15 protein-coding genes are annotated in these 13,651 nt (G+C 71.2%); 10 read left to right on the plus strand and 5 right to left on the minus strand.

Annotated elements, in window-relative coordinates; all coding sequences use genetic code 11:
• Positions 1-46: 46 nt before the first annotated feature.
• Both ACWFR3_RS45035 and ACWFR3_RS45040 read right to left on the minus strand, forming a co-directional pair.
• Positions 47-517: an ATP-binding protein gene (locus ACWFR3_RS45035; RefSeq protein WP_453740521.1), complete on the minus strand. Its 471-nt coding sequence runs from the start codon at positions 515-517 to the stop codon at positions 47-49.
• 304 nt (positions 518-821) lie between these two features.
• Positions 822-1,754: a heavy metal transporter gene (locus ACWFR3_RS45040; protein ID WP_453740522.1), complete on the minus strand. Its 933-nt coding sequence runs from the start codon at positions 1,752-1,754 to the stop codon at positions 822-824.
• A 62-nt stretch (positions 1,755-1,816) separates the two neighbouring features.
• On the opposite strand from ACWFR3_RS45040, the gene dapE reads away from it, so the two are divergent.
• Together dapE and ACWFR3_RS45050 are read left to right on the plus strand one after the other, a co-directional pair.
• Positions 1,817-2,908, plus strand: a complete 1,092-nt coding sequence (gene dapE, locus ACWFR3_RS45045; RefSeq protein WP_453740523.1) for a succinyl-diaminopimelate desuccinylase — start codon at positions 1,817-1,819, stop codon at positions 2,906-2,908.
• Between the two features lie 88 nt (positions 2,909-2,996).
• A complete protein-coding gene (locus ACWFR3_RS45050; protein WP_453740524.1) occupies positions 2,997-3,752 on the plus strand; it encodes an LOG family protein in 756 nt (251 codons plus the stop codon).
• A 4-nt stretch (positions 3,753-3,756) separates the two neighbouring features.
• On the opposite strand, the gene folP is transcribed toward ACWFR3_RS45050, so the two are convergent.
• Positions 3,757-4,617, minus strand: a complete 861-nt coding sequence (gene folP / locus ACWFR3_RS45055; RefSeq protein ID WP_453740525.1) for a dihydropteroate synthase — start codon at positions 4,615-4,617, stop codon at positions 3,757-3,759.
• A gap of 124 nt (positions 4,618-4,741) precedes the next feature.
• On the opposite strand from folP, the gene ACWFR3_RS45060 reads away from it, so the two are divergent.
• Both ACWFR3_RS45060 and ACWFR3_RS45065 read left to right on the plus strand, forming a co-directional pair.
• Positions 4,742-5,146, plus strand: a complete 405-nt coding sequence (locus tag ACWFR3_RS45060) for a DivIVA domain-containing protein (protein ID WP_453740526.1) — start codon at positions 4,742-4,744, stop codon at positions 5,144-5,146.
• Positions 5,143-5,721, plus strand: a complete 579-nt coding sequence (locus ACWFR3_RS45065; RefSeq protein WP_453740527.1) for a DNA-3-methyladenine glycosylase I — start codon at positions 5,143-5,145, stop codon at positions 5,719-5,721. The genes ACWFR3_RS45060 and ACWFR3_RS45065 overlap by 4 nt, the downstream gene beginning before the upstream one ends.
• A 38-nt stretch (positions 5,722-5,759) precedes the next feature.
• Here ACWFR3_RS45065 and chcB read toward each other — a convergent pair whose 3' ends face one another.
• Positions 5,760-6,560, minus strand: coding sequence for a 2-cyclohexenylcarbonyl CoA isomerase (gene chcB / locus ACWFR3_RS45070; protein WP_453740528.1), 801 nt, complete (start codon positions 6,558-6,560; stop codon positions 5,760-5,762).
• A 320-nt stretch (positions 6,561-6,880) separates the two neighbouring features.
• Here chcB and ACWFR3_RS45075 point away from each other — a divergent pair, with 320 nt between their 5' ends.
• Positions 6,881-7,048: a DUF3117 domain-containing protein gene (locus tag ACWFR3_RS45075; protein ID WP_361181733.1), complete on the plus strand. Its 168-nt coding sequence runs from the start codon at positions 6,881-6,883 to the stop codon at positions 7,046-7,048.
• 105 nt (positions 7,049-7,153) lie between these two features.
• Here ACWFR3_RS45075 and ACWFR3_RS45080 read toward each other — a convergent pair whose 3' ends face one another.
• The gene (locus tag ACWFR3_RS45080) at positions 7,154-7,852 is read right to left on the minus strand and encodes an O-methyltransferase (protein WP_365861941.1); all 699 of its coding nucleotides are present in this window, start codon (positions 7,850-7,852) and stop codon (positions 7,154-7,156) included.
• 153 nt (positions 7,853-8,005) lie between these two features.
• Between ACWFR3_RS45080 and sigE the strand changes: the two genes are divergently transcribed.
• The 5 genes from sigE (at position 8,006) to ACWFR3_RS45105 (ending at position 13,606) form a co-directional block, all read left to right on the plus strand.
• Positions 8,006-8,773, plus strand: a complete 768-nt coding sequence (gene sigE, locus ACWFR3_RS45085) for an RNA polymerase sigma factor SigE (RefSeq protein ID WP_190082094.1) — start codon at positions 8,006-8,008, stop codon at positions 8,771-8,773.
• Positions 8,770-9,801, plus strand: coding sequence for an anti-sigma factor family protein (locus tag ACWFR3_RS45090; protein WP_453740529.1), 1,032 nt, complete (start codon positions 8,770-8,772; stop codon positions 9,799-9,801). The genes sigE and ACWFR3_RS45090 overlap by 4 nt, the downstream gene beginning before the upstream one ends.
• Before the next feature lie 783 nt (positions 9,802-10,584).
• Entirely contained in the window at positions 10,585-12,183 is a 1,599-nt protein-coding gene (locus ACWFR3_RS45095) for a S1C family serine protease (protein ID WP_453740530.1), read from the plus strand.
• Positions 12,184-12,265: 82 nt separating this feature from the next.
• Positions 12,266-12,748 (plus strand): sec-independent translocase, encoded by a 483-nt coding sequence (locus tag ACWFR3_RS45100; protein ID WP_453740531.1) that lies wholly within the window; start codon positions 12,266-12,268, stop codon positions 12,746-12,748.
• Positions 12,749-12,934: 186 nt separating this feature from the next.
• Positions 12,935-13,606 carry a hypothetical protein gene (locus tag ACWFR3_RS45105; RefSeq protein WP_453740532.1) on the plus strand — a complete coding sequence of 224 codons (672 nt, stop codon included), beginning with the start codon at positions 12,935-12,937 and terminating at the stop codon, positions 13,604-13,606.
• Positions 13,607-13,651: the final 45 nt, after the last annotated feature.

A 13,651-nucleotide genomic window follows, 5' to 3' on the forward strand; every position in this document is an offset into this window, starting at 1 on the left:
GGCCCGGAGCCAATGGCTCCGGGCCCTCCCCTGCGGTGCGCGGCGGTCAGCCGAGCGGCAGGCTCTTGACCGGCAGCTGGTCGGTGGGCAGGCCGCCCTTGGTGACGGCGTCCGTCGGCAGGCCCTCGCCGACGGCGTCGGTGGGCAGGCCGCCCTTGGTGGCCGTGCCCGCGGTCTCGCCGACCACGTCGCCGGCGTTGCCCGCGAGGTCGCCCGCGGCCTTCTGCGCCACCGGGGTGGTGGTCCTGGCGCCGGTGCCGACGACCTTGCCCGCGGCCGGGACGCCCTTCTTCACGGCCTTGCTGCCGGTCTCACCCGCGAGACCGGTGGCGTTCCTGGAGGCGCCGTCGACGGTGTTGCCCAGACCGGCGGTGTCCAGGGAGCTCACGCCGCCCAGGTCGGGGGTGGCCGGAAGCTCGGCGGCGCTTGCGGAGCCGGCCGCACCGACCACGGGAGCCGCCCCCGCTGCGATGAGCAGCGCGGCGCGGGCGATCCGGCGGGTCAGGGGGAGGGACATGATGCTCCTTCAGACGGGAGAGAACGTTGGGGTGTCCGGGCCGGATGGGGTCCGGTGCTCGGACGCAGTGACTACCGCTCGAAGCCCTCGAAGGTTGCGGTGGGCGAACGTAAAGAATTGGCAATGCATCGCATTATCTGCTGTGGATAAAAACGGGCAAAAGGCTTGGCCGGGGAGTGCTTGCTGAATCGTCAATGCCCTGTGTTCGCAAGGGTTTTGGCATGTACGGGGTGGAGTGCGCGAAAGCCCGGGTGGCAGGTCGCCCCTGAGTGATCAACGTGGCCTGATCGAGTGAAGCGCCGTACTAATGACCAACGACAATTCGGACCCGGCCCGCGCCGGTCGTGACGTCGCCGCGCTGCCCGCCGGCGCTCGCTTCGCCCGCCTTGCCCGCCTTGCGCCATTTCTTGCCGGAGTCCGCGGTGCTCCACTCCCGGCCGTCGTACGAGACGCGCTCGATGCCGAGCGCGGACGCCCTGGCCACCGCCCAGTGCGCGAGCTCCCAGCCCCGCTGTCCGGCCCCGCCCTCCGTGCTGGCCGCCGCGGCGCCCACCGGCACGGTGACCGTGCCGCCGCGGCCGCTCTCCGGCGCCACCTCACGGCCGAAGTCGCGGATCAGGGCCGCCCGCACCTTCGCCGGATCGCCCGGTTCGTCGGCCGTGCGGCCCTCGCAGGTGAGGGTGGCGGGGGAGCGGCCGGTCAGCGCGGCGGCGAGCAGCGCGGCGTCCGGCTCGTGCTTCGCGTACGCCTGGGGAAAGCCGCTGCGCTGCACGCGCTGGGCGGCGACGGTCAGGGGGAGCCGTGAATAGCCGGGGATGTCGTTGAGATGGGCGTAGAAACGCACCGCCGAGTACGCCGGGTCCATGATCTGCTCCGCGTTCCCCCAGCCCTGCGAAGGGCGCTGCTGGAAGAGGCCGAGCGAGTCCCGGTCGCCGTGCCTGATGTTGCGCAGGCCCGACTCCTGCAGGGCGGTCGCCAGGGCGATCGTGATCGCCCGCTCCGGCATGCCGCGGGACGTGCCCGCGGCGGTGACCGTCGCCGCGTTCTCCGCCTGGTCGGCGCCCAGTTCGTACGACGCGCCGTCGCCGTTGCCCGAGACGACCCTGCAGCGCGGATCGGCCTTGTCCCCGAAGGCGTACTGCACCACCACGTAACCCACGAGCGCGAGGAGGACCGCGAGGGCGGTCCCGGTACGCACGAGGCGGCCGCTCCGGACGAGCGTGGGGGGCTCAGGCACGCGACCAAGGTAGCGGAGGCCACCGACACGGCGGTGCGGCCAGTGGCGTTAGGGTCGAAGCCATGGCCCAGACCTCACACGACGCGTCGCTCGACCTCACGCTCGACGCCGCCGCGCTCACCGCCCAGCTGGTCGATTTCCCCTCGCCGAGCGGCGAGGAGAAAGCCCTCGCGGACGCCATCGAGACGGCCCTGCGCCGCCTGCCGCACCTCACGGTCGACCGGCACGGCAACAACGTGGTGGCGCGCACGAACCTGGGCCGGGCCGAGCGCGTGATCCTCGCCGGGCACATCGACACGGTCCCGATCGCGGACAACGTGCCCTCGCGCCTGGACGAGGACGGCGTCCTGTGGGGCTGCGGAACCTGCGACATGAAGTCGGGCGTCGCCGTCCAGCTGCGCATCGCGCAGACCGTGACCGAGCCCAACCGCGACCTCACCTTCGTCTTCTACGACAACGAAGAGGTCGCCGCCCACCTGAACGGCCTCGGCCACGTGGCAGAGGCCCACCCCGACTGGCTCGCGGGCGATTTCGCCATCCTCCTGGAGCCGACGGACAACCAGGTCGAGGGCGGCTGCCAGGGCACCCTGCGGGTCCTGCTGAAGACGAAGGGCACGCGCGCGCACTCCGCGCGCGCGTGGATGGGCTCGAACGCGATCCACAAGGTCGCGCCGATCTTGGAGAAGCTCGCCGCGTACGAGCCGCGCACGCCGGTGGTCGACGGCCTCCGCTTCCACGAGGGCCTCAACGCCGTACGCGTCGAGGGCGGCGTCGCCACCAACGTCATCCCCGACGAGTGCACCGTCGTCGTCAACTTCCGCTACGCGCCGGACCGCTCCGAGGACGAGGCGGTGGCCTTCGTGCGCGACTACTTCGCCGACTGCGAGATCGACGAGTTCGTCATCGACGACCACACGGGCGGTGCCCGCCCTGGCCTGAACCACCCGGCCGCCGCGGCCTTCATGGCGGCGGTCGGCGGCGAGGCGAAGCCCAAGTTCGGCTGGACGGACGTCTCCCGCTTCAGCGCGCTCGGCGTGCCCGCCGTGAACTACAGCCCGGGCAACCCGCTGCTCGCCCACAAGGTCGACGAGCGGGTGCGGGCCTCGCTGATCCCGGAGGCGGAGAAGCGGCTGAGCGCCTGGCTGACATCCTGAGTTCTGTTAAGGATGCGCCGCCTGTAACACCCGTAGACCTACGCTGAAGTGGCACGTCGAGCAAGACCGTCAGCGGAAGGGGATGTTCATGGGTAGTCCAGAGGGGCAGGGCCCGAGGGACGAGCAGCACTTGGGGCCCGTGGTGCGGCGGCGTGAGCAGATCACCCCCGGCACCACGGACCAGCGTCTCCTCGACACCGACGCGGAGGGCGAGTCGGAGTGGGTGCACACCGACCCCTGGCGGGTCATGCGCATCCAGTCCGAGTTCGTGGAGGGCTTCGGCGCGCTCGCGGAACTCCCCAGCGCCATCAGCGTCTTCGGTTCGGCGCGTACGCCGGTCGGCTCGCTCGAATACGAGGCGGGCATCCGCATCGGCAAGGCGCTGGTCGACGCGGGCTTCGCCGTGATCACCGGGGGCGGCCCCGGCGCCATGGAGGCGGCCAACAAGGGCGCGCGGGAGGCCAAGGGCGTCTCCGTCGGCCTCGGCATCGAGCTGCCCTTCGAGCAGGGCCTCAACGAACACGTCGACATCGGTGTGAACTTCCGCTACTTCTTCGTACGGAAGACCATGTTCGTGAAGTACGCCCAGGGCTTCGTGGTCCTGCCCGGCGGCCTCGGCACCCTGGACGAGCTCTTCGAGGCCCTCACCCTCGTCCAGACCCGCAAGGTGACCCGCTTCCCGATCGTCCTCTTCGGGTCGCAGTACTGGGGCGGACTCGTCGACTGGCTCCGCGACACGGTGATCGCGGGCGGCAAGGCGTCGGAGCACGACCTGCACCTCTTCCACGTCACGGACGACGTGGACGAGGCGGTCGCTCTGGTCACCAAGGAAGTGGGCCGCTAGGCCCCTACGCGAGGCCTCGCCGGGCGACCGCCGGATCCCGGTGCCCGGCGATGGTCGCGACCATGTCGACCACCTGGCGCGTCTCGGCGACCTCGTGCACCCGGTACACCTGCGCCCCCAGCCACGCCGACACCGCGGTCGTGGCCAGCGTGCCCACCACGCGCTCCTTGACCGGCTTGTCCAGCGTCTCCCCTACGAAGTCCTTGTTGGACAGCGACACGAGGACGGGCCACCCGGTTTCGACCATCTCCCCGAGCCGCCGCGTCGCCTCCAGGGAGTGCCGCGTGTTCTTGCCGAAGTCGTGCCCGGGGTCGATCATCACGGACTCGCGCGGCACCCCGAGCGCGACCGCGCGCTCGGCCAGGCCGAGGGTGACCGAGAGGATGTCGTCCATGACGTCGTCATACGTCACCCGATGCGGTCGGGTCCGCGGCTCGGCGCCACCGGCGTGCGTGCACACCAGGCCCACGCCGTACCGCGCGGCGACCTCCGCGAGCCGGGGGTCGACACCGCCCCACGCGTCGTTCAGCAGGTCCGCGCCCGCCTCGCAGACCGCCTCGCCGACCTCGTGCCGCCAGGTGTCGACGCTGATGATCACGTCGGGGAACCGCTTGCGCACATCGGCGACGAAGCCGACCGTCCGCCGCGCCTCCTCGTCGGCCGTGACCTCCTCACCGGGACCGGCCTTGACCCCGCCGATGTCGATGATGGCGGCGCCCTCCGACACCGCCTGCTCGACGCGGGCGAGCGCGGGTTCGTCGCGGAACGTGGCGCCCTGGTCGTAGAAGGAGTCAGGGGTCCGGTTCACGATCGCCATGATCACCGGCTCGTGCGCGTCGAATTCACGCCTGCCAAGCCTGAGCATCCCCTGTGAGCCTCCTCTGTCGGTGCCGTCCTTCGGCCGCCTGCGACCTTAACTGTCACAGGCGCATGGCACGATCAGACCCTGACAGTTTGAACACGGCAGTCGAGCGTGGGGGCCTGAAGAGATGGTCTTGTTCTTGTTCCTGGTCATCGCCCTCGTCGTGGTGGTCGGCGCGGTGACGCTTGCCGTGGTCGGCGGCGGGGAGCGCGCCGCGCTGCCCGACGTGGCTGCCGAGCGGTTCACCGACCCGCTGCCCCCTGACCGCGCCCTGCGCCGCGCCGACGTGGAGGCACTGCGCTTCCCGCTGACCCTGCGGGGCTATCGCATGGCGGAGGTGGACGACGCCCTCGGCCGTCTCGCCGCCGAACTCGCCGAGCGCGACGCCCACATCGCGGAGCTCGAGGCGGCGCTCGCCGGCGCCCAGGCCACCGCGGTCGGCGGCCCCGGCCTCCTCAAGACGCACGCCCCGGCGGCCCCACAGGACCAGCCGGCCCCGAAGGACGCGGCCGAAGAGGAGAACGACCGGTGAGCGGCGACGCGGTGGCGGGCCCGGACGGCAGACTGCGCTGTCCCTGGGGCCTCTCGACCGAGGACTACGTGGCGTACCACGACGAGGAGTGGGGCCGCCCGGTCCACGGGGACGACGCCCTGTACGAACGGCTCTGCCTGGAGGCCTTCCAGTCGGGCCTCTCCTGGATCACGATCCTGCGCCGCCGCGAGGGCTTCCGCGCCGCCTTCGCGGGCTTCGAGATCGACGAGGTCGCCCGGTTCACGGACGCCGACCGGGAGCGGCTCCTGGCCGACCCCGGCATCATCCGCAACCGCGCCAAGGTCGACGCGACCCTCGCCAACGCGCGCGTGCTCGCCGGCTGGGCCGACGGCGAACTGGACGAGCTGATCTGGTCGCACGCCCCGGACCCGGTCACCCGCAAGGCCCCGGCCGCCCTGGCCGACGTACCGGCGATCACGCCCGAGTCCACGGCCCTGTCCAAGGCCCTGAAGAAGCGCGGCATCCGGTTCGTCGGCCCCACCACGGCGTACGCCCTGATGCAGGCCTGCGGCCTGGTGAACGACCATCTGGAGGACTGTGTGATCCGGGTGTGATCCGGGTCCCCGGCGGCCGCCGGGGCGCTACCGAGGGCTCAGCGGCCCAGGTACTCGGGCTTCGCCTTGTCCAGGAACGCCTGGACGGCGATCCCGTGGTCCTCGGACGCGCCCGCCTTCGTCTGGAGCTCGTCCTCCTTCTCCAAGGACTCCTCAAGGGTGTGGCCCGCAGCGTAGGCGAGCGACTCCTTGATGGCGCCGTAAGCGAGGGTGGGGCCCTCGGCGAGGGTGCGGGCCAGCTCCAGGGCCTCGGCCGCCAAGTCGGCCTCCGGGACGACCTTGTTGACGAGCCCCAGGTCGTACGCCTCCTGTGCGCCGATGTTGCGCGGGAAGAGCAGGAGGTCGGCGGCGCGGCCGGGGCCGATCAGACGCTGCAGGGTCCAGGAGACGCCCGAGTCGGCGGTCAGCGCGACCCCGGCGAAGGACGTGTTGAAACGCGCGGTGTCCGCGACGATCCGGTAGTCGGCGGCGAGCGCGAAGCCGAGGCCCGCACCGGCGGCGACGCCGTTGACGCCCGCGACGACCGGCTTGGCCATCCCGGTGAGGGCGCGCAGCACGGGGTTGTAGTGCTCCCGCACCGTGCTCATCGTCTGACCGGTGCCTGCCGCGCGGTCCGCCATGAGCGAGCCGACGTGCTCCTTCAGGTCCTGTCCCACGCAGAAGGCCCGGCCGGTCGCGGTGAGCAGTACGGCACGGACCGCGGGGTCCGCCTCGGCCGACTGCACCGCCTCCCGCAGGGCGACCTTGGCCTCGGTGTTCATCGCGTTCATCGCCTCGGGGCGGTTCAGCGTGATGGTCGCGAGCCCGTCGCTCACCTCGTAGAGCACGGTGTCGGCCATGGTGAATCCCCTCCAGTGGTCCTGCGGCGGTCATCTTTGTCCGAGCACAGCATGACGGAGATCATCGGGCTCCGACATGAGGGGAGATATGTGACCTGCGTCAAAGAATTCCTGGCCCGGGAGGCGTAAGAGGCGGCGCAGTATCGCAGCCACATCGCCGAATTGAGTGGTTTTGCGGGCGCGCGTTGCGCAAGCGATGCAGACCGATGTTGGTCATCGGGTCCTGCCATGCGGGATAATGGCCTGGAAGCAATGTGTTCGATGCCGGTGACACCTGGGTTGTCGGCTGCGATGAGCTGGTTTCAGGAAGGGGAACGAGCATGGCGGCCATGAAGCCGCGGACGGGCGACGGCCCGCTCGAGGTGACCAAGGAGGGGCGGGGCATCATCATGCGCGTTCCGCTCGAAGGCGGCGGACGACTTGTCGTCGAACTGACTCCGGACGAGGCCGATGCACTCGGCGACGCCCTGAAGAAGGTCGTCAGCTGACGCGGAAGCGCCCACACTTTTTCACTGCCCCGGCATCGCGAGGACGAGCCGGGGCAGTGCTATGTCCGGGGCTGGATGAGCGCCTCAGAGGGGCGCGGGGAGCGCTCAGCGCTTGACGGCGCAGAGCAGCCCGTCGCCCACCGGCAGCAGCGCCGGCATCAAGTCCTGGCTCTCCCGCACCGCACGCAGCAGCTCGCGGATGCGCAGCACCTCGGCGGGCTGCGGCCCGGAGTCCACGGTCCGCCCGTCGGAGAAGGCGCCCTCGAAGCAGACGAGCCCGCCGGGCCGCAGCAGGCGCAACGATTCAGCGAGGTAGTCGAGGTACTCCGTGCGATCGCCGTCACAGAACACGAGGTCGTAGCCGCCGTCCGCGAGCCGCGGCAGTACGTCCAGCGCGCGGCCGGGGATGAACCGCGCGCGGTTGCCGGCGAACCCGGCGGCGCGGAAGGCCTCCCGCGCGAACTGCTGGCGGTCGGGCTCGGGGTCGACGGTGGTCAGGACGCCGTCGGGCCGCATTCCGTGCAGCAGGTGGAGCCCGGACACGCCCGTGCCCGTGCCGATCTCGGCGACGGCCTTGGCGTCCGCCGTGGCGGCCAGCAGGCGCAGAGCGGCGCCGGTACCGGGAGACACCGAGGGCAGCCCTGCGTCCCTGGCCCGGTCACGGGCCCAGCGCGCTGCTTCGTCCTCGGCGACAAAGGCGTCGGCGAACGCCCAGCTCGTCTGCCGGTTGCCGGTAATGGCCCTCTCCTGTCCCCGCGGGTGCCTGGCCGTGACTGTATCCGTAAGGGGCGGGAACCCGCAGATGGGACCGGGCGTTTAGTAGGGGTAGGCGGACGCCGGGGGTAACGAATGGATCAAGACTGGCTGCGGGCCCTTCGACCAGGCAGGACACCTGGCAGGAAGCCCGTACCAAATTCCAGTAAAAACGCTTATCCGGAGCTAACGGGCGAGGTGGTTATGGTAGGGGCTCCACTGGACACCACCAGAGCCGACAGGGGAGGTGCGGCTGCGTCCGCGGATCGGGGAGGAGCGCTCAGGCGCTTTCTCGGATTGGCGGGTGAGCCGAAATCCGTGACCGACACAGCTGACCGATCCCACGCTGCCAACTCCGCTCAGACCGCGACCTTTGCCGCTGACGCGGAATCGCAGGCGTGGACTCCGCCCACCTGGGAGGAGATCGTCAGCACGCACAGCGGACGGGTCTATCGCCTGGCGTATCGCCTGACCGGCAATCAGCACGACGCCGAGGACCTCACGCAAGAGGTCTTCGTCCGTGTCTTCCGGTCCCTGTCGACCTATACGCCCGGCACGTTCGAGGGCTGGCTGCACCGCATCACCACGAACCTCTTCCTGGACATGGTGCGCCGCAAGCAGCGCATCCGCTTCGACGCCCTCGGGGACGACGCGGCGGAGCGTCTTCCCAGCCGTGAGCCGTCGCCGCAGCAGGTCTTCAACGACACGCATTTCGACGCGGACGTGCAGCAGGCGCTCGACACCCTCGCTCCCGAGTTCCGCGCGGCAGTGGTCCTGTGCGACATCGAAGGTCTCTCGTACGAGGAGATCGCCGCGACCCTGGGCGTCAAGCTGGGCACGGTCCGCAGCCGTATCCACCGTGGCCGCTCGCAGCTGCGCAAGGCCCTTCAGCACCGGTCGCCCGAAGCCCGCGCCGAGCGTCGCTCGCTCGCAGGAGCCGTGGCGCTGGGAGGAGGGGGCGCGACCGCGTGAGTGGATCACGGTCCAATCCTGTTGAGCGGCGTCTGGCCGAGCAGCATCTGGGGGACCGGCTCGCAGCCCTGGTGGACGGCGAGTTGGGCCACGATGCGCGTGAGCGAGTCCTCGCTCATCTCGCTACCTGTCCGAAGTGCAAGACCGAGGCCGACGCGCAGCGGCGGCTCAAGAGTGTCTTCGCCGAGGCGGCGCCGCCGCCGCCTCCCTCCGAGAGTTTCCTCGCCCGCCTCCAGGGTCTTCCCGGCGGCGGCAGTGAGCCTCCCTCCGGTCCCAAGCCTCCGGGGAGCGGCGGCTTCGCCACGGCGGACACCGAGTCGGGGCTGCCCCCGACCGGAGTCTTCGGCGTGAGACCGGAGACCTTCGGCTATGCGCCCTCGGGCGCCCATGCCGCGGTGCTGCCCGGTTCGGGGCGCGGGTTCCGCATCCATGACGTAGATCGGTACGACGTCGGCCGTCACGAGGCCGAGCGGTCGTCGCTGTGGCGCGGGAGGCGGTTCGCCTTTGCCGCCGCCGGTGCGGTGTCCCTGGCCGCGATCGCGCTGGGCGGTGTCACGACGGGCATTCCCGCTGACCCCGGTGAGCCGCGTGCGGGCTCGGGCAGCAGCAACAGCTCGGGCAGCAACAACTCCGGCAGCAACAGCAGTGCGTCGCCGCTGCGTTCGCAGGGCTCGGGTGCCACGACGGCTCCCGATTCCGTCCGTCGCCGTGGCAGTGGCCCGCTGACCGCGCAGGGCCCCCGTCCCGGTGTCCTCGCGGCACCGGTCGCGCCGACACAGGCGGCCGGGCCCCTGCTGCCCGGAGTGACCGCGCGGGGTCCTCGCGTCCAGCAGCCCGAGCGTCACGAGGTCACGGCGCCGATGCTGACGGGTGCGGCGATCATGTCCCCTTTCATCCGGCCGGTCTCTCCCGTCGGCTCCGCGTCGCCCCCGGGCGACGCGGCTGCGGACGGCGGGGCGGATCCGGTGAGCACCGCGGCGGCGTCGCCCGTCGACGGCACGCTGGAGGGCACTTCGCAGATCCGCTGACGTGCTCTGCGCTTCGGTGCGGGAACCTGGTTGAATCCTGGGTGGGCCGTGCCTGCCCGATGCTTGTGACGGGCGCGGAGTTGAGCACGTGAACGGCGTCCGCCGTAGGCCAGGTGTGGGGAGAGCATGGACGAGGGCAAGCCCACGAAGGCGAAGTGGTGGAGCCGCCCCAGGTCGACGGGGGCGGCAGAGACCACAGGGCAAGCGGAGGACACGTCCGGCGACTTCACGCTGGCCGCGGCGAACCCGCCTGCGGCGGGCCCTGCGCCGGGCGCTGATCCCGCACCCGGCTCCGTGCCTGCGCAGGGTGCCGGGTCTGTAGAGGGGGCCGTCTCTGGGCCGGGTGCTGGGCCTGAGGCGGAGTCCGGCTCCGTGCCTGGCTCTGAGCTTGCGCCCGGTTCCGGGTTCGCGCCGGGTGCTGGTCTTGGAGCGGGGTCTGCCTCTGCGGCGGGTGCTGGGCCGGAGTCCGGCTCTGAGTTTGCGCACGGCCTCGCGGCTGCGCCGGGTGCTCGGCGCGAGACCGAGGGTGCCGCTGTGCCGGGTGCTGAGTCCGTGCCTGGCTCTGAGCTTGCGCCCGGTTCCGGGTTCGCGCCCGGCGCTGCTCCTGGAGCGGGGTCTGCCTCTGCGGCGGGTGCTGGGCCGGAGTCCGGTTCCGAGCCTGCGCGCGGCCTCGCGGCTGCGCCGGGTGCTCGGCGCGAGACCCAGGGGGCCGCTGTGCCGGGCGTTGAGCCCGGGGCCGGCTCTGGTTTTGTGCCTGGGTCCGCCTCTGGGCCGGATGCCGCTGTGCCAGGTGCTGAGTCCGGGCAGGGTTCCGCCTACGTGCCCGGCTCCGGGACCGTGTCCGGCTCCGCCGCCGCGGCTCCGGGAGGCGCGGCGCCCGCCGACGTCACCCCCGCCGAAGGCGCCGGTCTCGCTGCGGATGTCCCCGCCGACCGTCCCCGCCCGCTGCACGACCCCGATCCGTACAGCACGCCGCCGTACGGCGAGCCCGGCCCCTGGGCCCCCGCCCCGCCCGTACAGCACCCGGCGGCGACTCCCGCCCGCGGCACGCACCTCCCGGCAGCGGCCCACAGCGGAACCCCGCCGCACGGCACCCCGCACCCCACGCCCCCACAGGGCGTCCCCCCGCAGCCGCAGCCGCAACAGGCCCACCCGGCCCCGCAGCCCCAGCCGCACCACCCTCAGCCCCCCGCCCCTCCCCGGCAGCCCTACGACCCCTGGAACGCGCCCCTTCAGCAGAGTGGTGCCGTTCCCGTCGATGAGGCCAAGCAGAAGAAGCGGGGGCGGCGGGTCATCCTGGTCGGGATTGCCGTCATCACCCTCGTGGCCGGCGGCATCGGCGGAGCCCTCGGCGCCTATCTGGAGCGGAACGGCGGCGCGGACATCGAGCTGCCGCAGGCCAAGACGGAGGACAAGGCGAGGGCCAAGGACAGCGTCGCCGGGATCGCGGCGAGCTCCCTGCCCGGCGTCGTGACCCTGCACGTCAGCGGCGACGACGCGCAAGGCACCGGCACCGGCTTCGTGCTCGACGGCAAGGGGCACATCCTCACCAACAACCACGTGGTCGAGCCCGCGGGCACAGGCGGCGAGATATCGGTGACCTTCAGCGGCGGCGAGACCGCCAAGGCGGAGGTCATCGGCCGCGACTCCGGGTACGACCTCGCCGTGGTCAAGGTCTCCGGCGTACGCGGACTCAATCCGCTGCCCCTCGGCAACTCCGAGAACGTCCAGGTGGGCGACCCCGTGGTGGCCATCGGCGCCCCCTTCGACCTGGAGAACACCGTCACCTCCGGCATCATCAGCGCCAAGGAGCGCCCCATCACGGCGGGCGGCGAGAAGGGTGACGGCAGCGACATCAGTTACGTCGACGCCCTGCAGACCGACGCTCCCATCAACCCCGGCAACTCCGGCGGCCCGCTGGTCGACTCCGAGGCTCACGTCATCGGCATCAACAGCGCCATACGCTCCGCCGACGACAGCTCGGAGCCCGGCGGCGGCCAGGCAGGTTCGATAGGACTCGGCTTCGCCATACCCATCAACCAGGGCAAGCGCGTCGCCGAAGAGCTGATCAACACCGGCAAGGCCACGCACCCTGTGATCGGTGTCACGCTCGACATGGAGTACACGGGCGACGGCGCCCGCGTCGGCGACAAGGGCAAGGACGGCGGCCCCGCCGTGAACAAGGGCGGCCCCGGTGACCGCGCCGGGATCAAGCCGGGCGACGTCATCACCGAGGTGGACGGCCAGCGCATCCACTCCGGCGACGAGCTCATCGTCAAGATCCGCGCCCATCGGCCGAAGGACAGCCTCGAATTGACGGTCCAGCGCGCAGGAAAGGACCGGAAAGTGACGCTCGTGCTCGGCGCGTCGGGCGGGAACTGATCCACGTCTGTCGCCCAGCGGCTACCGGACGGACAGGAACGCCGGGTACCGTGGATGCGGTCCGGATGGCAAGGAGCTAAAGGTGTTCTCAGACATTGGCCCGCTCGAGGTAGTGGCGCTGGTCATCCTCGCTGTGCTCGTTTTCGGCCCGGACAAGCTGCCCAAGCTGATTCAGGACGCCTCGCGCACCATCCGTAAGATCCGCGAATTCTCGGACAGCGCCAAGGCCGATATACGCAGCGAACTGGGCCCGGAATTCAAGGACTTCGAGTTCGAGGACCTGAATCCGAAGACCTTCATCCGCAAGCAGCTCGACAACGACGAGCTCGGTCTGAAGGAAATCCGCAACGGCTTCGACCTCAAGAAGGAGATGGCCGAGGTCACGGACGCCGTGCACGGGCGTGAGAGTGAATCCGCCGATGGCACGACCGGCTCGGACAGCGCGTCCGGCTCGACCGGAAGCCGTGTCGACATGGCCAAGAAGGACGGCCGTATCGACATGGACAAGAAGCCGGAGAAGCCCGCACCCGCCGAGCACCCGCCGTTCGACGCGGACGCCACCTGACCTCCTGAGAGGCACCCTCGGTACGCCCCTGAACACGCCCCCGGGCACTCTGTTCGAGACACTCGTACGCCTACCGGTGTCCCGGGTTCCGGAACGGGTGTGGCTATCCTGCCTTGTTGTCCGGCTGAGGACGCCCGAGGGGGGCGGGCCCTGCGGACCTATGAGAACGAGGAGGCGGCCGGGTACATGGAGACGACAAGTCGCGTAGGCGCACAGGCGCCGGCCGCGGACGGCACCGCAGAAGCGATGCCCTCCGCCCGGCGCACGGTCGACAGCTATCTGCTGGCGCCCTTCCCCTGGTACGGCCTCGACGAGGCCTTCACGGGCGAGCGCTGGCTGATGCAGGTCGGCACCGCCGCGGACGGCGCGGTGGAGCACGGCTCCATCGGGCACGGCGATGAGCCGTCGGTACGGAGTGACGGGCCCTTCGGGAACAACGACAAGGAGCGCTTCGCGGCCGTGGTGACCGTCGCGGCCAACCCGGTGCGGCGCAGCCCGGACGGCACGGGCCTGCTTGAGGCGACGTCGGTGTCGTCCGCGGCCTGGCTCGCCGGAGTGGGTCTGCTGGCCGTCACCTGGCCCAGCCAGATGGACCACAGCCTGCGTGACGACTGGCTGGACCAGCAGACCGAGACGGCCTGGGTTCTCGCGGACGATCTGCAGGGCGAGGACTGGTCGACGCTCTCGCTCCCGGTGGACGGGGTGCCGACCTCGTTCCACTACCGCGAGTCCGAGTTCGGCTGGGTCCTCGCCGGGTCCACCAAGGAGGGCGTGCACCTGGGCGCGTACGGACGCGGCATGAGCGCGTACGGCCTGGGCTTCTCGGTGGTCAAGGACATCCACGAGTACGCGGCCTAGCCCGGCCGCCACACACATACGCCGATGGGGGCGCCGCTCATGACG

The organism is Streptomyces sp. NPDC055189, from assembly GCF_053606765.1.